General features: G+C 45.9%; 14 protein-coding genes. 6 read left to right on the forward strand and 8 right to left on the reverse strand.

Annotated features, from left to right (window positions below; all coding sequences use genetic code 11):
• Positions 1-239: 239 nt before the first annotated feature.
• From BLR42_RS08575 to BLR42_RS08585, 3 genes are read left to right on the forward strand one after another with little or no spacing between them, the layout of a single operon-like run.
• Positions 240-1,271, forward strand: coding sequence for a DnaD domain protein (locus BLR42_RS08575; protein WP_091868277.1), 1,032 nt, complete (start codon positions 240-242; stop codon positions 1,269-1,271).
• A gap of 21 nt (positions 1,272-1,292) precedes the next feature.
• A complete protein-coding gene (locus BLR42_RS08580) occupies positions 1,293-2,261 on the forward strand; it encodes an ATP-binding protein (protein ID WP_091868278.1) in 969 nt (322 codons plus the stop codon).
• A 12-nt stretch (positions 2,262-2,273) separates the two neighbouring features.
• Entirely contained in the window at positions 2,274-3,464 is a 1,191-nt protein-coding gene (locus BLR42_RS08585; protein ID WP_022760394.1) for a ribose-phosphate pyrophosphokinase, read from the forward strand.
• Between the two features lie 37 nt (positions 3,465-3,501).
• Here the strand turns inward: BLR42_RS08585 and BLR42_RS08590 are convergent, their stop codons facing one another.
• Positions 3,502-6,060, reverse strand: coding sequence for a hypothetical protein (locus BLR42_RS08590; protein WP_091868280.1), 2,559 nt, complete (start codon positions 6,058-6,060; stop codon positions 3,502-3,504).
• A gap of 108 nt (positions 6,061-6,168) precedes the next feature.
• On the opposite strand from BLR42_RS08590, the gene BLR42_RS08595 reads away from it, so the two are divergent.
• Complete coding sequence (locus BLR42_RS08595) at positions 6,169-6,648, forward strand: ribonuclease FAU-1 family protein (RefSeq protein WP_026498357.1); 480 nt, start codon at positions 6,169-6,171, stop codon at positions 6,646-6,648.
• Here the strand turns inward: BLR42_RS08595 and BLR42_RS08600 are convergent.
• The 5 genes from BLR42_RS08600 to BLR42_RS08620 all read right to left on the reverse strand — a co-directional run bounded on the left by BLR42_RS08600 (position 6,645) and on the right by BLR42_RS08620 (position 11,718).
• Positions 6,645-7,862, reverse strand: a complete 1,218-nt coding sequence (locus BLR42_RS08600; RefSeq protein WP_026498358.1) for a cell wall hydrolase — start codon at positions 7,860-7,862, stop codon at positions 6,645-6,647. The two genes, BLR42_RS08595 and BLR42_RS08600, sit on opposite strands and share 4 nt — an antisense overlap.
• A 14-nt stretch (positions 7,863-7,876) precedes the next feature.
• Positions 7,877-8,359: a deoxycytidylate deaminase gene (locus tag BLR42_RS08605; protein ID WP_022760398.1), complete on the reverse strand. Its 483-nt coding sequence runs from the start codon at positions 8,357-8,359 to the stop codon at positions 7,877-7,879.
• Positions 8,360-8,426: 67 nt separating this feature from the next.
• A complete protein-coding gene (rpiB, locus tag BLR42_RS08610; protein WP_022760399.1) occupies positions 8,427-8,864 on the reverse strand; it encodes a ribose 5-phosphate isomerase B in 438 nt (145 codons plus the stop codon).
• Positions 8,865-8,910: 46 nt separating this feature from the next.
• Positions 8,911-9,969, reverse strand: a complete 1,059-nt coding sequence (locus BLR42_RS08615) for an L-threonylcarbamoyladenylate synthase (RefSeq protein ID WP_091868282.1) — start codon at positions 9,967-9,969, stop codon at positions 8,911-8,913.
• A gap of 30 nt (positions 9,970-9,999) precedes the next feature.
• Positions 10,000-11,718, reverse strand: coding sequence for a glycosyl hydrolase family 18 protein (locus BLR42_RS08620; protein ID WP_091868284.1), 1,719 nt, complete (start codon positions 11,716-11,718; stop codon positions 10,000-10,002).
• 761 nt (positions 11,719-12,479) lie between these two features.
• On the opposite strand from BLR42_RS08620, the gene BLR42_RS08625 reads away from it, so the two are divergent.
• On the forward strand, positions 12,480-13,241 hold the full coding sequence (locus BLR42_RS08625) for an adaptor protein MecA (protein ID WP_091868286.1): 762 nt from the start codon (positions 12,480-12,482) through the stop codon (positions 13,239-13,241).
• Between the two features lie 58 nt (positions 13,242-13,299).
• Here BLR42_RS08625 and nifJ read toward each other — a convergent pair whose 3' ends face one another.
• Positions 13,300-16,827, reverse strand: a complete 3,528-nt coding sequence (gene nifJ, locus BLR42_RS08630) for a pyruvate:ferredoxin (flavodoxin) oxidoreductase (RefSeq protein ID WP_022760403.1) — start codon at positions 16,825-16,827, stop codon at positions 13,300-13,302.
• A 378-nt stretch (positions 16,828-17,205) separates the two neighbouring features.
• On the opposite strand from nifJ, the gene BLR42_RS08635 reads away from it, so the two are divergent.
• Positions 17,206-17,376, forward strand: coding sequence for a DUF362 domain-containing protein (locus tag BLR42_RS08635; RefSeq protein WP_022760404.1), 171 nt, complete (start codon positions 17,206-17,208; stop codon positions 17,374-17,376).
• Between the two features lie 57 nt (positions 17,377-17,433).
• Here BLR42_RS08635 and dnaB read toward each other — a convergent pair whose 3' ends face one another.
• A complete protein-coding gene (dnaB, locus tag BLR42_RS08640) occupies positions 17,434-18,792 on the reverse strand; it encodes a replicative DNA helicase (RefSeq protein WP_091825726.1) in 1,359 nt (452 codons plus the stop codon).

Genomic DNA, 18,792 nt, shown 5'->3' on the forward strand with positions numbered 1-18,792 from the left:
CCATGTGGATAACATCCGCTGACATCATCTGGCCACCGCCTCTTGATTCAGCGGATTTTTATAAAAAATTTATAAAATAATCCACGTTATCCACATTGTCCACAAGGTTTCGAAAATGTTTAAGCTCAGTCCCCGCCTGACATTTCTTCGTCACTTTTCCCATTTGCAGTCGGCCCTCTTCGGTGTATAATTCAAAACGAATTAGAGAAAAAATATGAAAAAAGTGGGTGAAGCAACACATGATGGGGCGAGTAACTATCAATCAAAATTCTATGATGTCAACGACATCACTTTCCAACATTTTTATAGATGAATATCTTGCGGATGCTAACGATGCTCAGATAAAGGTCTACCTTTATCTGCTTCGTATGATGTGCTCAGGCATGGCTACAAGTGTTTGTGACCTTGCCGATAAATTTAACTACACTGAGAAGGATGTTCAGCGGGCCCTCAGGTATTGGGAGGAACTGGGGCTTATATCCCTCGAGCTCGACGGTTCAGGCATGCTCGTTGGGATTCATATGCAGGACATTTTTCCCAAAAAAGCTGCAAAGATCACAGGTCTGCATTCTGTACGCACACCTGAGCACGAAGCACCATCAAGATACTCTGTAGTGAAAAAAACACCGGAGAAAAAAGCACATCACAAGGACAATCCTCAGATGCTTTTCGTGGCTGAACAGTATTTCGGAAGAACACTCAACAGCAGCGAGATCAAGACAATCTACTACATTCAGGACACGCTTGAATTCTCCGAGGATCTTCTTGACTACCTTCTTCAGCACTGCGTAGGCAAGGGGAAAACTGATTTCGATTATGTACGCAAGGTAGCTATGGCATGGCATGAAAAGGGAATCACATCTCCCGAGCAGGCCGCTCTCGAGATCACAGCCACCAGAACCGCGTATCAGATAATGAAGGAGCTCGGAATGCAGAACGCTCCGACTCCAACAGAGCTTCAGTACTTCGACAGATGGCAGGATGAATACGGCTTTTCCCTCACCATCATCACTGAGGCCTGCAGACGCACCGTTCTTCAGACACAGGTTAAGCGCGTTCAGTACTGTGACGGCATCCTGAAGAGCTGGTTCAAGGCAGGAGTTAAGGCTCTCTCCGATGTAAAGGCACTCGACGGAGCCTTCGGAAAAGAGACAGCCCGCAAAGAGAGCTCCCGCAAGGCAGAAGCCGTAAAAACCAATAACCGTTTTCATCAATTCAAGCAAAATGATTATGATCTATCCAGTCTTGAGAATCAGTTACTTGATAATTAGTCAGGAAGGTAGGGCAGAATTATGGCATTAACAAATACTCAGTACGACGAAATAATGCACGATTATGAGACGCTTCGCACCATTAAGCGCCGCGAGCTCACCAAGCGCATCAAGTACGTAGAGCAGCATGTTCCCGGATACCTTGTACTCGAGCAGGAAACAGGTAAGAGAAGTGCCGCCTTCGGCCGCAGACTTTTAAATGGCGAGAAGCTGGACAGATCCGAGCTCCACAGACAGCTCGTTGAAGTCTCCGAGCAGAAAAAGAGCCTTCTTCGCGAAGCCAATCTGCCCGTAGATTACCTTGAGATGCAGTATGAGTGTCCCCTTTGCAAGGACACCGGCTATGTTGGCAGTGAAAAATGCTCCTGTTTTAAGCAGAGAGTTATAGAGCGTCTCTATGCCCAGTCCAATATCAACAGACTCGCTGAGGACGCCAATTTTGACCTCATGTCCGAGGAATATTATACGGGTGAAGACCTGGATCACTTCCGCGGAGCTGTTAAAACTTCCAAAGAATTTATTAAGAATTTTGAAACTTTATACCCAAATCTGCTCTTTTATGGTACAGTTGGTACTGGTAAATCGTTCCTTTCAATTTGTATAGCCAAGGAGATACTGGATATGGGGCATTCCGTGCTGTATTTCAGCGCTGCTTCCCTGTTCTCGCTTTTGCAGACCAACTCCTTCGATTTTAAAAAGTCGGATGAGCTGCGCACACTCCTGGATGACCTGTACAACACTGAGCTTCTCATTATCGATGATCTCGGAACCGAGCATGTTACCAATAACTCGATTCCGCAGCTTTTCACCTGTATTAATGAGAGACTTATCAGGAACAAATCTACCATAATCACTACTAATTTTTCATTGGACGATATCAAGTCCATGTATTCTGAGCGCGTATCCTCGAGAATTGCGAGCACGTATCATCTGTGCAAGCTTACAGGCAGGGATATACGCATCATGAAAAAGGTCCAGAACAGAAAGTGAGGAATTTTGGCAATGCCAAGACGTGAAGAAAAACGTAACCTTGAAACAATCCCCGTTGGTTCTCTGGGAATTATCCCACTCAAGGGGTGCAAGACACTGGGGGAGAAGGTTGATTACTATCTTGTGAAATGGCGCCAGGAGCGCGAGAACGAGCACAAGGGCAGCCTTGCATTTACAGGTTATGAGCGCCCGTCCTATCTTCTTAAAGCCGAGGTTCCGAGATTCGGAAGCGGCGAGGCCAAGGGTGTTATCAAGCAGTCAGTCAGAGGTGATGACCTCTACATCATGGTCGATGTATGTAACCATTCATTAACTTATTCACTTTTTGGAAAAGAAAATCATATGTCTCCTGACGATCACTATCAGGATCTCAAGAGAATTATCGCAGCCGTAGGCGGTAAGGCGAGAAGAATCACAGTTATCATGCCTTTCCTCTACGAGAGCCGCCAGCATAAGCGCTCCTCAAGAGAATCTCTTGACTGCGCAATCGCTCTTCAGGAGCTTGTGAGCATGGGTGTTGATAACATAATCACCTTCGACGCTCACGATCCCAGAGTACAGAACGCAATCCCGCTCAACGGATTCGAGACAGTTCGTACCACTTATCAGTTTATAAAAGCACTTTTGAGAAATATCAAGGATCTCAAGATTGATTCAGATCACATGATGGTCATCTCCCCCGACGAGGGCGGAATGGGCCGTGCAATCTATCTTGCAAGTGTCATGGGTCTCGATGTAGGAATGTTCTACAAACGCCGCGACTACACTCAGGTTGTAGACGGACGTAACCCCATCGTATCACATGAGTTCCTCGGAACCTCCGTTGAGGGCAAGGATGTCATCATTGTTGACGACATGATCTCCTCCGGCGAGAGTCTCATCGATGTAGCCAAGGCTCTGAAGCAGAGAAAAGCAGCTCACATCTACGCTTTCTCAACCTTCGGCCTCTTCACCAGCGGTCTTGAGAGATTCGACGAAGCCTACAACGAAGGCCTCATCGACAGAATCCTCACCACCAACCTGATCTACCAGACTCCCGAGCTTCTCTCCAGAGAATGGTACATCAGCTGCGATATGAGTAAGTACATTGCTTACCTCATCGACACACTCAACCACGACGCATCCATCAGCGACCTGCTTAATCCGGTTGAGAGAATTAATAGCATCATTGCCAGATATAATAATGGCGAACTTGATAATTAAAAAGGAAGGCCTGCGAGCGTTGCTCGCAGGCCTTTTATTAATTCTCTACCCCCGGTAAGTATGTGACGAAGTGATTTCCGTTGTTCTCAAACAAGTTGTTGGAGTCTTCTCTTCCGAACTTGTAGACTCTTCCGGTGGTGGGTTCCATGAGAACCGTGTTCATCTCATTGAAGCCGATGATAAGTAGGCTGCTGCCGTCGTTTAAGGTTGCCATGACGGGGATGTCCTGGTTTACATAATAGAGCATCGCTTCCATCTTGCAGCCATCGAGTTCTAGAACCTTGGCATTCACGAGACTTTCACTCAAAATATCAACAACAGTTTTGCCCTGTTCCAGCATAGAATCAACGTTAACATTGATTCCTCTGTGCTGGAGGATCATATCAAGGCAGACACTTGTTGAATTCTCGGCGGTCATATTCTCTCTGGTCTCAGCCAGATTGGTTATATACATAATCTGATTTGAAGTCAGCAGGTTACCTCTAACCCAGACATACTGGTTGATGTCGTTTACTACAACTCCAGCAGCGTCATAGGCATCGTTAACTGCTTCGGCAGGGTTGTCATAGATACTCTTTAAACCATTCAGACCGTAGACAAAATAGTAGGGATTATCATCCATGCTTCTGTCAGAGTCTATCTGCACATCTCGGCTTCCCTCAAACAGTGTCATATTGGGAGTCTGCAGAATAAGTGACTTCTTCTTAACATTACTCTTGACGTTTATCTGCGTGATATTCTTGTAATTCTCGGTTGCAGCAACAGATATGAAATTACTTCCAACCTCTTTTTTCAGAGTACTCATGATCTGGTCGTCTATGAGCTCATCATATAACTGGCTGCCCTCATTCCACTGTGCACGGGAAAGCCTAATAACGTTATCTTCAATACGGACACCGGTCACAACGCCCTGGTCGGGGCTGTAATTTTCCAGAATATTACCATCGCTGTCTACGATATGAATGCTGTGCATTCCATATACCGTACTTCCCATGCGGTCACTGTGCACATCATATTCATGCGCCATACCATACACGAGATCCTCACCCATAAAACCAAGAACCTTCACAAAATCACCGCTCTCAGCTTCAATATCGGAAGTAACCTGGGTGCTGAGATTCATGATCTGCACCGTCTTTTTATCTTCTGAATGCCATGCAATAATACTTCCCGATTCAGAAATGCAGTATCTGTCCTCAGACAGATTTTCGATGAGCTTCTTCTGGCTTCTGGAATCCAGGTCGATCATATACACATCACCATCGAGCTTTATGAAAAGCGCACCGCTTGTACTTATATAGAGCACCTTCTCAGAATAAGACCTTATGATATCCTGATGAAGTTTGGATGAGATAAACGCCATCTCCTCTATAGTATTTAGCTGTGAATCATACTTATAAACGGCATTACCCACATAACCCTCATGGTCTCCGCGGTTCATATAGCCAGAAACCACGAATTCAACATTTCCGGCCTCATCCACGCTCAGAATATGAATCGTATTACCCATAAAGGTTGCGCGGTCATCAGTATATTCATCATTATAAAAACCGAAAACCAGAGCGATTTTGTTACCCGTGCCGTTGTAAACGTAGAGCCTGTCCTCACTTACAAAAGCGAAAACACCGCCGCCATCGCTCTCCTTCACGGTAACGTTCGGATCGGTGATCCACAAGCTGATAACATTGTCCGTAATATCCGAAGTGTCCGCATTGAACACATAATTCATCGTTCTGTCAAAATTGAGGAGGTAAATTCTATCGGAAGTATATCTGATTCTGTAAGCCTCTTCTACGTTATAGAGCTTCTCTGTGCCGTCCTCGATTTTCTGAGTCACCTGATAATCAAGCACAATTATGGAAGTCTGGGGATGCACATCCCTTACAAAAACCTTGGGATCTGTGCGCCCTGCGATGTTGAGCCCGCCCCAGGTCACCTGCTCGTAGCTGCTGTTGATCGTAACATGACTAAATGAAGTATTGTCTCCGTCTGCATTGGACTCCAGGTACTTAGCAAGTTCCTCCGAGTGTTCCGCATTATTAAAAGTCATATTCGAGAAATTCAGCGCAAAATCAACGATTTCTCTGGTATGATAAGCGTTATCCTCTTCGGTCCAGATAACCCTCTCATAATATCTTGCAGTTTTGCCGTTTACATTTGCCAGAATAACAAGTATGTACTCTTTTCCCGGATCAATAAGATCCTTCATCTGGAATTTTCCCTTGATAATATCCCCGTCCTGCGAGTAATCGGTGATATCCGAGTTCTCAACCAGGCTGTTACCCGAGACCTGTCTGACCTCAAATTTCAAATCAGAGATGCTCTCACCATAGGTGTTCATCTGAAAAGAAATCGTTCTCTGCGCATCGGTAGGCATAATCTCCCCGTGCATGTGCGCAACATCCATCTCCTGCGCATAGCCGTGGAGCATATTTATCTGTTTTCCGCCCGATTCAAAGGTCACTGTGGGAAAAGTGGGCGCACCCATCCTGGCAGTCATATCAACTGTCTCAACATTGGTGAAATGCCCAATAAGAAGAAGTGAAACAATAAAAACAACGATTGTATATATAATCTTGATGATTGTTTTTTTCATTATAAATCCTTATGCCTTAATTCCATTGACTTCTTACACTCATCGCGGTAATATTTTTCTAACTTAAAAACGTCAGATAAAAGCGCAAGTGCGCAGATAGGGGGAATCATGAGTTACCCTGTTCTATATCGTAAACGTATTATTCCGAATGAATGCATTCTGCTAAAGGACGACCGTATCCTGCAATGTGATGATAACACCATTGTCACAGCGTGGGAAGCGATACACCCACGGTCCGATTTGTCACACGGCTATTCCTGTTATTATTTAAAACGCGGTTATAAGATCAGCAAGTTTTATCGTGCTGACTCCAGTCTCATGTACTGGTACTGCGATATAGTCGAATATCAGCAGGGCCCCGAGGAAAATTCCATCGTAACCCTGGATCTTCTCGCCGACGTAGTCATCTACCCCGACGGCAAAATCCGCATCCTCGACCTGGATGAACTGGCTGAGGCCTTCGAGCAGAAGCTTATTGATGAAAAACAGCTCAAGACCGCGCTTCATTCACTGGGGAATCTGATGGATGCGATTTATGAAAATAGTATCTCGACGCTTGAGGCGCCGATAATTAAAGCGTTACGTTAATAGAACACATGCCCGCCGATATTGATTCCGGTAAGCCCCGGAATCGGAGTTCTGAAATAAACGCAGTTTCCTACGTTTGTTGCGCCGCTCATAGCGGCATCTGCTGCCTGATAGCAGGCCTCGTTTGCATCTCCGTTTGCAAGCGCAAGCGCGAGTCTTCCGCTACCCACGGGTGAAAACTGTGCATTCTGGTAAATAACACCTACAACTGTATCAGGATAAACAGAGCTAAGCACTCTGTTGATAACAACCGCTCCAACGGCGACTTTTCCCTCGTAGGGTTCTCCACCCGCCTCGCAATATATCAGATTTGCCAGAAGATATCTATCTCCTTCCGCAAACTGAACATCCGAAATATTTCTCCACTTTGACTTAGCAGCCAATTTTGACAGACGAATTTCCTCAGCGAGCTTCGCCTCAAGAGCCTTTACATCGGCATTCTGCTCAGCTACCTGATTTTCATACTCCTTCGCCTTGCTCTCGATATTCTTGGCCTCTTCTTCTGCGGTCGAGATATTCTTCTTGTATTCACTTATGCTGCCACTGGTCTTGCTGACAAGCCCCGATACGCGGCTCTGCTCAGCCTCAACTTCAACCTTACACTGATCGAGCTCAGTCTTCTCTGACTGAAGAGTCTTCTCTTTCTCATCAATCTGCGCACAGGTCTGCTTGTACTGATCAAGCATCTTCCTATCGTAGGAAGAAAGAGACGCAACATAACTGCTATGATTAAGAAAATCCGCAAAGCTGCCCACATCCGTCAGCATATCCATGAGCATGAAGCTCTCCTTTTCATAGATAAACTGCACACGCTTCTTCATCGCTGCGTACTGGGCATCCTTAGTGCTGATTGCGGCCTCAAGCTCAGCCTGGGTCGTGTTGATCTCATCGGTCTTGGCATCGATCTGATTTTCAAGATCCGAAAGATTGTTGCTAACCTCCGTAAGCTGACTGTTCAGGTCGTCGAGCTTATTCTCAAGAACGCTCTTTTCCTGATGCAGATTGGAAATATCTTCCTTCTTGTCATCGAGCTGATCCTGAGTCTCACTCAGCTGTCCCTTGGTCTCATTGAGTTTGTCCTTTGCTTCCCGCAAAGCTTTCTTAGTCTCCTCGGTCGCCTTAACTGTAGTTCCCGCACTCCCCCAATTTATGCACAGAACTATCGCCATTGTTACTGCGACGAGCCGCATGACTCTACCCCAATAACTTTTCACTGGTTTTCCTCTGATTATATTTCTATGTGTATGTTCTTACCTGACCTGCTATAAGGATAATACTTCACTCCCGCCGCATCGAACATCTTCTTGGATGCTCTTGTTGCAGCTGAGGTGCTGTATTTATCGCTGTCATACACAACAGTCCTTATGCCGGCCTGAATTATTGCCTTTGCGCATTCATTACAGGGAAAAAGAGATACATAAAGCTTAGCCCCTTCAAGGCTGCCGCCTCTGTAATTTAAGATGGCATTGAGCTCACTATGGGTTACGAAGGGATATTTTGTGGCAAGCTCATCCTCGCCGTCCCTTTCCCACGGAAAATCATCATCATCACAGCCAATCGGGAAACCGTTGTAGCCCATGGATAAAATCTTATTATCCTCGCTGACAATACATGTTCCCACCTGCGTGTTGGGATCCTTGGAGCGCATAGCTGCAAGCTTTGCAACACCCATGAAATACTCGTCCCAGGAAATGTAATCTTCTCGTTTCATACTCTTCCTCCTTTCCCCTCATCCGTCAGCTTCGCTGACACCTTCCCCCAAGGGGAAGGCTTTTTTCTTACGCCTCCGCGTCCGTGATCTCCCCAATCCTTCTCACATGCTTCTCAAGTCCTGAAAACTCTGTGTCCAGGAATGTATCCACAATATCAATTGCCATATCGGGGCCGATAAGCGCTCCTCCCATGGCAAGTACATTCGCATCGTTGTGCTCACGTGTGAGCCTTGCTGAATGAGGCTCTGAGCAAAGAGCGCATCTGATGCCCTTTACCTTGTTGGCGATAATTGAGATACCGATACCTGTTGTGCAGATAACGATTCCCTTCTCACACTCGCCGCTTGCAACAGCCTCTGCTGCTGCCTTTCCAAAAATCGGATAATCACAGGAGTTCTTATCATAGGTACCAAAATCCTTGTACTCTATGCCCCTCTCCTTAAGATGCTCGATTACCACCTGCTTGATGTCAAATCCGCCGTGGTCACTTCCAAGTGCTATCATTTTTTCATTCTCCTCTTCTTTAATTTTTTCCCCTCATCCGTCAGCTTTACACCCTCACCACTTTATGTCCAGCTGCCTTCAGCAGTCTGTTCATTATTGCCTGCCCCAGTCCCGTATCATCAAAAGCCTCGGAATACATGCATTTTACATCCTCATCGTCGAACTGCCGCAGAATACTGAAAAGATTTCTTGCAATCTCTTCCTCGTCCTCTCGGCTTCCCGCGCATTTTACGACGTCGGCTCTGTATTTATCACGAGTCTCATCTGTTGCGATGACACCGGTTCGCTCTCCGTTTTTGCTGTGCTCTGAGATCTTCTCGTTGATGTATGCCGTAACCTTATCGGGTTCACCCTCAACTATCGTAAGATCGCCTTTTGGTGCATAATGTCTGTACTTCATCCCGGGAGCCTTGGGCTTCACCCCGCTGTCGGCGCTGAGAATTGTCTTATCAATACTCACATCCCCGAGAATATCGGAAAGCATCTTCTGCGTCACATATCCGGGGCGCAAAATCATGGGCGTATCCGAAGTTAAGTCTATTATAGTAGATTCCAGGCCGATTCCAACCTGTCCTCCGTCAATTATCATATCAACTCTGCCGTCTAAGTCCTCGATGCAGTACTTTGCTTCGGTGGGACTTGGTCTTCCCGAGAGATTCGCGCTCGGCGCCGCGATATATCCGCCTGACTGTCTGATCAGCTCAGCTGCGATTTTGTTGCTGGGCATTCTTATCGCAACGGTCTCAAGACCTCCTGTAGTCTCATAGGGAACTTCCTGTGACTTTTCCATTATCATAGTAAGGGGACCGGGCCAAAGTACCTCAGCAAGCTTGTATGCCGCCTCCGGAAGCTTTTTTACTATCTTCTCGATTGATTCCATGTCCGCAACATGCACTATCAGCGGATTGTCTGAGGGCCTGCCCTTCGCGGAATATATCTTCATGGAAGACTTCGGATTAAGTGCATCTCCGCCAAGACCGTAAACCGTCTCTGTTGGAAAAGCGACAAGACCGCCGTTTTTCAGGATTGTGCCGGCTCGCTGCAAGGCCGCAAGGGCGGCGGCATCTATGTTATTTTCGTTAATTTGAATTAATTCAGTGTTCATGGTTTCCTTTGGTATATCTTTATTCCCCTCTTACTTCGCCATATACTCCGCAATCACATCCCAAACATCTGCGGTCTCGAACCCGAGGGCCCACTCCGCAACTCCGGCGATGCCGGCGCTCTGCATTACATTCAGCTTAGCCTCAAGGGATCTCGCGTCTTCGTTCCATATCTGATAGAAATCGCCGTTTTCAGCGGTTGCTTCGCCGTAGTACTGGCATGTGTTCTCATCCCACTTAAGCTCGATTCCCTTTTCGGAAATCACATTTGCTACGCCGTCCATATGAAAAGCCTTACTTGAAAGCTCTCCGCCGCTGGTCGTCCACAATCTTGTATAGAAAGGAACGGAATTTACAAGCTTCTCTGCCGGAACCTGCTCGAGCGCTTTCTGGATACCACTCTGAACATATCCGATGGATGCGACAGAACCTGCCTCGGACGAACCGGAATAATGCTCGTCATATCCCATTATAATTACGTAATCGCAGACAATTCCCTGCTCGGTAAGGTCATAGTGATCATTAAAATCCATCGGAACATAGTCATCGGCAGACAAAACAATCTGATTCTGACGGCATGCCACCGACAGCTCTCTCAAAAACTCCAGATAAGAGCGGCTATAGCTCTCATCGATAAGCTCGAAGTCCACATTTATACCGTCAAAGCCAAACTCAGCCTGCTGTGCCATAAGGTTCGCAATAAGATTCGCTCTGGACGCCGCATGTGAAACAACGGCCTCGGTATCACAGCCATTCGGATTGTTGAAATTATCAACAGCAGCCCAGACCTGCACTCCTGCCGCATGCGCTGCAGTGATATAATCATGAGTCGCATAGCTTGAGATATTTCCTTCATTTCCATCAAGTGAAAACCAGGTGGGTGAAATGACGTTCAAGGATTTAGCCTGCGCAAGAATACCGGAAACCGTCTCATTTCCCTGGATGCCACCTATCGGATGGAATCCCATGTTTACTTTTGATCCAAGTGACATAGAAGTATACTCTCCAAGGGCAACTTTTCCCTCACCATCGTCCACGCTCACTACTACGGGCGCGACATCCTTGATATGCTTGTTCTCAACATATCCGATATGACCGTTGGATGAGATGACTCTGGACCACTCCTCCATCTCCTCGATCACGGTAACCGTGCCGGCAGGAGCCTCGGTTACAACCTCACTCTTCCTACCACCAAGCTTCCTGATAGCAATATCCTTCTTAAGAGTTCCGTTCTGGCTCTCCCCGGCATCCGAAGTATAAATCCTGATTCTGGCAGGACCTTCATCCGCAAAACTCTCATATTTCATGGAAGCGAATTTTTTCAGATAATCCACAGACACGTAGAGCTTATCGCCCTCAAGCAGAGATGCCGGAAAGCCCAGATCCTCGCTGTCTCCCGCGGAAGAGGTGATGATGCTCTCACCGACCGTGGCAGTATAAATCGCGTTCGGACCAGTATAAATCAGAAGCCCGTCATCAGCGCCATAATAGAATCTGTTGCTTATATCTGTCTGGACAAGCTCATAGTCCAGGTAATATCTATCATTGTAATATCCGGCCTTCTCCTCCATGAGCTTGTCATTTAGGATCAAAACAGCCTGCGTGGGGTCAGTAAGGCCATAGTATTCATTAAGGTCCACCCGCTCCTTCGTATAGGAAAAACGCTCGAAGGCAAGCTGACCCGCATATATAAGTCCAAATAATATAATAAGAGCGATTATGAAAATCACCGGTTTAATTTTTTTCTTCATCTGTGACTCCTTCCAATCGCTTATTATACCATATTATGTAGTTTAATTGCCATTTTGCCGTCGGCTCTGTAATCCGCACCCCGCATACCGAATTTGACACATTTTATTTGTCTTAATTATGCGTGTTGTAACCGGTGGTGGGGCCTCCAGTCAATATTTATCAACTAAAATTCGAATATCAAAGGTTAGATTCCAAAAGAAGGCTCAAAAGTTAGATGTAACATAAGTGATAGTTTCCTTAACCGCTTTTAAAAAATCTAATTGCTATTTCAAAAATTTATTGATATGCGAAGTGGGATTACGAGCCGAGGCTATTGGCACTGGTGCCTCTTCTCGTATCACAATTCATTCCTATAGTAAAAATTCATTTCTATAGTTAAAACAATTCCTGCAAGTTAATACTTTGTTGTAAGTTTGTACTAATTAAAAAATAATTTACAGGGATTTGATTTCTTCCGATGATTCTCGGATGAACTTGTAAGACATTCCGTCAAGAACGACGGAACAATCGTAATTATTCAAATATTGTGTACCATGCCTCCTCTCCGATACGTACTCTCAGAGGCACCACGAGTATGTAATATACACGACCGGGATCATATTGTCAACACCAAAATTCAATTTTATAATTATTTATAATTCTAACCTATATATTAAATTACGAAACATGTCGATAGAAGTATTGACACATGCAGTTGTTTCCTATAACATTTAATAACTATATATACATATGTAACAACCTTTTTTATGGAGGGCATCGCATGAAAATCGAGCGAGTTAATGATTGCCAAATCCGATGCACACTTACTAAGGAAGATCTTGCAAGCAGACAGCTGAAAATCAGCGAACTTGCATACGGAACCGAGAAGGCGAAGGACCTGTTTCGCGACATGATGCAACAGGCCAATTACCAGTTTGGCTTCGACGCGGAGGACATTCCGCTTATGATTGAAGCAGTTCCGATCAATTCCGAATGCATCATTTTAATAATTACAAAAGTTGAAGATCCCGAGGAACTGGACACCAGATTTGCCAACTTCTCACCTTCTATACAAAGTGAAGTCTCAGGTACAGATAACGAAGCTGCTGAGGAAGAGGACGTCATGGATCTGTTCCAGCGTCTGAAAAATGAATCAACTTCCGACGCAGATGAGATAGACCGCGTTCTGAACACCGCAAAGAAGGAAGCTCCACAGAGACCTGCTTCCAATGCCGGTAAAACCGCAGTCGATCCGTTCTTCCTGTTCTCCTTCGCTTCAATGCACGATGTAATGAAGTTCGCACAGCTGAACAGAACCAGTGCTTCTGTCCGCAACACCTTGTACAAGAGCGACAGCAACGGAAGACTCTACCTACTGATTCACCCAGGTAACGAATCCGCTTCAGTTTTGCAGAAGCTCTGCTCGATCTTGTCCGAGTACGGCAGATCCGAGTCAGCAAGTTCTATCAGTGAACAGTATCTGGATGAGCATTATCAGGTGATAATTAAGGATAATGCAATTCAGAAATTATCTGAAATTTAATAAGATTTATAAAAAAGGCTTCGGATTTCTCCGAAGCCTTTCCTTGTTTATTAGTTAATTACTTTGAATAAAGTGTAACCAACTTATTCAGATACTCAAGACGCTCCTGTGCGTTCTCCTTTGACTTAGCATAGAGCTTCTGTGCTCTCTCAGGATTCTTAAGCTTAAGTGAAAGGTATCTAACCTCACCGTCAAGGAAGTCCTGATACTCCTCTGTAGGAGCCTTGCTGTCAAGAGTGAACTTCTGCTCAGCAGCAGGATTAAATCTGAACATATGCCAGTAACCTGTTGCTACTGCCTTCTTCTCTTCGTCCATAACCTTGTTCATACCGGACTTGAGACCCTGGTTGATACAAGGAGCATAAGCGATGATGAGTGAAGGTCCCGGATATGCCTCTGCCTCAGCGATTGCCTTAAGTGTCTGGTTCATATCAGCACCCATAGCGATCTGAGCAACATATACATAACCATAGCTCATTGCGATAGAAGCGAGATCCTTCTGCTTGATCTCCTTACCGCCTGCAGCGAACTGTGCAACAGCACCTGTAGGTGTAGCCTTAGAAGACTGTCCGCCTGTATTTGAGTAAACCTCAGTGTTAACAACGAGAACGTTTACATCCTTACCGGAAGCAAGTACGTGATCGAGACCACCGAATCCGATATCGAATGCCCATCCGTCACCACCGAAGATCCACTGTGACTTCTTAGCTGCGAAGTCCTTATTCTTAAGAACATACTTAGCAGCATCTGAGCTGTCGCCAGAAAGTGCAGCTACGAGCTCTTCTGTAGCAGCTGTGTTTGTAGCGCCGTTTGAGAATGTGTCGAGCCACTTCTGAGCTGCGTCCTTAGCGGAACCGCTGCCAGCTGCGATCTCTTCTACCTTCTCCTTGATAGCGTCACGGAGTGCGTTCTGTGCAAGAACCATACCGAAACCAAACTCAGCGTTATCCTCGAATAGGGAGTTATCCCATGCAGGACCCTGGCCCTTTTCGTTTACTGTGTAAGGTGTTGAAGGTGAGGAGTTACCCCAGATTGATGTACATCCTGTAGCATTAGCAACGTACATTCTGTCACCAAAGAGCTGAGTAACAAGCTTAACGTAAGGTGTCTCACCACAACCTGCGCAAGCGCCTGAGAACTCAAGGAGAGGCTGCTTGAACTGTGAACCTCTGATTGTTGTCTCTTTAAGCTTCTCAACAACTTCTGTCTTAACAGGAGTCTTAACAGCATAATCGAAGTACTTCTGCTCATCCTTGTTATCAGCGATAGCGCCCATCTTAAGAGTCTCGCCTGCCTTGTTACCTACGCAGACATTAGCACATGAGCCGCATCCTGTACAATCGAGTGCAGAAATAACAACTGAGAACTTGTATCCGGGAACTCCGTTGAGATCCTTTGTCTGAAGTCCTTCAGGAGCCTTAGCAACTTCGTCGTCTGTAAGAGCAACTGTTCTGATTGCAGCGTGAGGACAAACAAGTGAACAGAATCCACACTCTACGCACTTTGTAGCATCCCACTTCGGAACGTTAACTGCAATACCTCTCTTCTCGAATGCAGCAGAACCACTGGGTGTGGAACCATCAACATAAGGAAGGAGATCGGAAACCTTAAGGGTGTTACCTTCCTGAGAATTAACCTTAGCCTGAATGTTGTTAACGAAATCAACAACGTCCTTACGATCGCCCTTAGCCTCTGTGAACTCAAGACCTTCGTCCTTAGCGTCCTTCCAGCTCTCAGGGATCTCAACCTTGATAAGGTTCTTCGGATCTGCACCGGCATCGATAGCATCCCAGTTCTTCTTAACGACATCTTCACCCTTACGGCCGTATGTCTTCTGAGCAGCATCCTTCATGAACTTGATCGCCTGATCTTCAGGAATGATCTTTGTGATATTGAAAAATGCAGACTGAAGGATTGTGTTAATTCTTGTAGGACCCATACCTACTTCTACACCGATCTTGGAACCGTTCATGATATAGAAGTTGATCTTGTGGTCATACATGAACTTCTTAACCTGGCCGGGGATCTCAGCCTCAAGCTGATCTACTGTCCAAGGGCAGTTAAGAAGGAATGATCCACCGTCAACAAGCTCCTGAGCCATGTTGAACTTGCGGATGTATGAAGGATTGTGGCAAGCTACGAAGTCTGCCTTCTTGATGAGGTAAGTTGACTTAATAGGAGTCTTACCAAATCTAAGGTGAGACATTGTAACACCACCTGACTTCTTAGAGTCATAATCGAAGTATGCCTGAGCATACATGTCTGTGTTGTCACCGATGATCTTGATGGAGTTCTTGTTAGCACCAACAGTACCGTCAGCACCAAGACCCCAGAACTTACAGTTGGTTGTTCCCTCGGGAGTTGTAACAAGGGGCTCACCAGCATCAAGTGAAAGATGTGTAACATCATCGTTGATACCGATTGTGAACTGCTCTTTGTCTGTGTTGTTGAATACAGCAACGATCTGCTCAGGAGTTGTATCCTTGGAACCAAGACCATAACGTCCGCACATAACCGGAACAGACTCGAACTTAGTGCCCTTAAGAGCAGCGATAACATCAAGAGCAAGAGGCTCACGGTAAGAACCGGGCTCCTTAGTTCTGTCAAGAACTGCGATTCTCTTAACGCTTGCAGGGATAGCGCTGGCAAGTGCCTTAGCATCGAAAGGACGATAAAGTCTAACCTTAACTACGCCGACCTTCTGACCCTTCTTAGCAAGGTAGTCGATTGTCTCCTCGATTGTATCGTTTACAGAACCCATAGCGATGATGATTGTCTCAGCATCTGCAGCTCCGTAATAGTTGAAGAGCTTGTAATCTGTACCAAGCTTAGCATTAACCTTGTCCATGTACTTCTGAACAATTGCAGGAAGCTCGTCGTAACCTGTGTTGCAAGCCTCTCTAGCCTGGAAGAAGATATCAGGGTTCTGAGCTGAACCCATCTGACGAGGGTGATTCGGGTTAAGGGCGTTAGCCTTGAACTCGTCAATAGCCTCATGATTAACCATCTCATCGAGATCCTTGTAATCCCAAACCTCGATCTTCTGGATTTCGTGTGATGTACGGAAACCATCAAAGAAATTAATGAAAGGAAGTTTTCCTTCGATTGCAGACATGTAAGATACAGGTGTAAGATCCATAACCTCCTGTACGCTTGAACTACAAAGCATTGCAGCACCTGTCTGACGGCATGCATAAACATCAGAATGATCACCGAAAATGTTCAGAGCGTGTGAAGCTACACAACGAGCTGATACATTGAACACGCCGGGGAGTCTCTCACCTGCTACCTTGTAGATATCAGGGATCATAAGAAGAAGTCCCTGTGATGCAGTGTAAGTAGATGTAAGTGCACCTGCTACAAGAGATCCGTGTACAGCACCTGCTGCACCTGCCTCTGACTGCATCTCTGTGATCTGTACTGTACGGCCGAAGATGTTCTTCTTTCCGGCAGTTGCCCACTCATCAACATGCTCAGGCATAACTGATGAAGGAGTGATCGGGTACATGGCAGCAACTTCGGTAAACGCATATGAAGCATATGCAGCAGCCTCGTTACCGTCCATGGTTTTCATGTTTCTTGCCATTTCTATTCCTCCTACCTTTAATAAGATTAATATGGATTTTCAGGATAGGCATGTTAAGCTTTTACACACCTATGCCGTAAAATCGCTAATGTACGCACTACGCGCAATTTAAATTCTAACATTGTAAAATCCCAAAGTCAACGGAAATAAGCCATTTCTCGGCACATCCCCTGATAATTTTTCTAAACAAAATAACGAAAATCTAAAAATAATAAATCTTTTATAAACTATTATTTTATAGATAAAAGTTATCGTTAAATTGCTTGCGTAAAACAGACAATTATATTATCATATCCTTTGTAGTAGGTAATATTGATTGGAAGTGGCTTTCCGATCGCTAAGATATTACAAACTTTTTTCAGGAAGGAGATTTTTGATATGGCATACGTTATTAGTGATTCTTGCATCAGCTGCGGATCATGCGCAGGTCAGTGCCCTGTTTCTGCTATTTCTCAGGGAGACTCACAGTTCAACATCGATCCTGATACATGCATCGATTGCGGTTCTTGCGCAGCTCAGTGCCCTGTTTCAGCTATCTCTCAGGGCTAATAGCAAATTTTAGAAAAGGAAACTCCGAAGCGATTGCTTCGGAGTTTTTTATTTGCCTTATTCAACGTTACTTCTTCTCGACGGCTCGAGGTTCGCGAACTTGGTGAATTCAGGAAGCCATGCCAGCTCAACCGTACCGATCGGGCCGTTTCTTTGCTTAGCTATAATAATCTCGGAGACACCCTTACGCTCGGTATCCTTATTGTAGTAATCATCACGATAGATGAACATAACCATATCCGCATCCTGCTCGATCGCGCCGGACTCACGAAGGTCGGACATCATCGGCCTGTGGTCGGGCCTCTGCTCAACCGCACGGGAAAGCTGTGACAGCGCAACAACAGGCACGTTCAGCTCACGGGCAAGAGCCTTGAGCGCTCTTGAAATCTCGGATACCTCCTGCTGTCTCGACTCGGAGGAACGCTTACCGCTGCCGCTCATCAGCTGCAGGTAGTCGATCATAATAATATGGAGATTATGCTCCATCTTGTATTTTCTGCACTTCGACTGGAGCTCCTGAATGGAGATACCGGGCGTATCATCGATGATAAGATGCGACCTGCCGATGAGGTCCGCACTCTCGATCAAGTTTTCCCAGTCCATATCCGTCATGTTACCTGTCCTTATGTGCTGCGAATCAACATGTGATTCCATGGACATCAGACGATTAACCAGCTGCTCCTTCGACATTTCCAGAGAGAAAACCGCAACAGTTTTATCCTGATGAAAAGCCATATACTGAGCAATATTCAAAACAAACGCAGTCTTACCCATTGAAGGACGGGCTGCGATCAGAATCAGATCAGAAGGCTGGAAGCCCGCGGTTTTATAATCAAGATCCGTAAAACCTGTTGCAAGACCGGTAACCGTGCCCTGCATCTTACTTGCCATCTCGATCTTGTTGAGGGCGTTCATAACGATCTCACTGATCGGAACGAACTCGCCGCTGTTTTTAAGCTGCGTGATGCGGAAAATCTCCTTCTCCACATCTGTCATGAGATCCGGCAGATCCTTATTCTCGCTGTAACACTCATTTATGATGTCGCCGCAGGAATGAATAAGCTCGCGGAGCTTACTCTTTTCATTGACGATCTCAGCATAGAACTTCACATTTGCGGAAGTCGGAACCGAGCTCGCCATCCCCAGAATATAGTTCATGTCGTAGACCTGCGGAGGCGCATTCTTTTCCTTCAGATGATTCTGCAGCGTCACCCCGTCGACCGGAGTGCCCACCTGGTGCAGCTCAACCATCGCCTCGAAGAGCATCCCCAGCTGCCTGTTGTAAAAATCGTCCGCTGTGATTATCTCCGACGCGATCTGAATCGCATCCTTATCAATTAGCATGGCGCCCACCACCGACTGCTCAGCCTCGAGGCTGTTCGGCATCGTGCGCTGAATTACATTTTCTTCGGGCAT

Origin of the sequence: Butyrivibrio sp. INlla16, from assembly GCF_900104155.1 — a bacterium.
Lineage (GTDB): Bacteria > Bacillota > Clostridia > Lachnospirales > Lachnospiraceae > Butyrivibrio.

Coding starts and splice junctions, on each gene's coding strand:
- BLR42_RS08575 (WP_091868277.1), top strand. CDS start 240: ATGATGGGGCGAGTAACTATCAATCAAAATTCTATGATGTCAACGACA.
- BLR42_RS08580 (WP_091868278.1), top strand. CDS start 1,293: ATGGCATTAACAAATACTCAGTACGACGAAATAATGCACGATTATGAG.
- BLR42_RS08585 (WP_022760394.1), top strand. CDS start 2,274: ATGCCAAGACGTGAAGAAAAACGTAACCTTGAAACAATCCCCGTTGGT.
- BLR42_RS08590 (WP_091868280.1), bottom strand. CDS start 6,060: ATGAAAAAAACAATCATCAAGATTATATATACAATCGTTGTTTTTATT.
- BLR42_RS08595 (WP_026498357.1), top strand. CDS start 6,169: ATGAGTTACCCTGTTCTATATCGTAAACGTATTATTCCGAATGAATGC.
- BLR42_RS08605 (WP_022760398.1), bottom strand. CDS start 8,359: ATGAAACGAGAAGATTACATTTCCTGGGACGAGTATTTCATGGGTGTT.
- rpiB (WP_022760399.1), bottom strand. CDS start 8,864: ATGATAGCACTTGGAAGTGACCACGGCGGATTTGACATCAAGCAGGTG.
- BLR42_RS08615 (WP_091868282.1), bottom strand. CDS start 9,969: ATGAACACTGAATTAATTCAAATTAACGAAAATAACATAGATGCCGCC.
- BLR42_RS08620 (WP_091868284.1), bottom strand. CDS start 11,718: ATGAAGAAAAAAATTAAACCGGTGATTTTCATAATCGCTCTTATTATA.
- BLR42_RS08625 (WP_091868286.1), top strand. CDS start 12,480: ATGAAAATCGAGCGAGTTAATGATTGCCAAATCCGATGCACACTTACT.
- nifJ (WP_022760403.1), bottom strand. CDS start 16,827: ATGGCAAGAAACATGAAAACCATGGACGGTAACGAGGCTGCTGCATAT.
- BLR42_RS08635 (WP_022760404.1), top strand. CDS start 17,206: ATGGCATACGTTATTAGTGATTCTTGCATCAGCTGCGGATCATGCGCA.
- dnaB (WP_091825726.1), bottom strand. CDS start 18,792: ATGCCCGAAGAAAATGTAATTCAGCGCACGATGCCGAACAGCCTCGAG.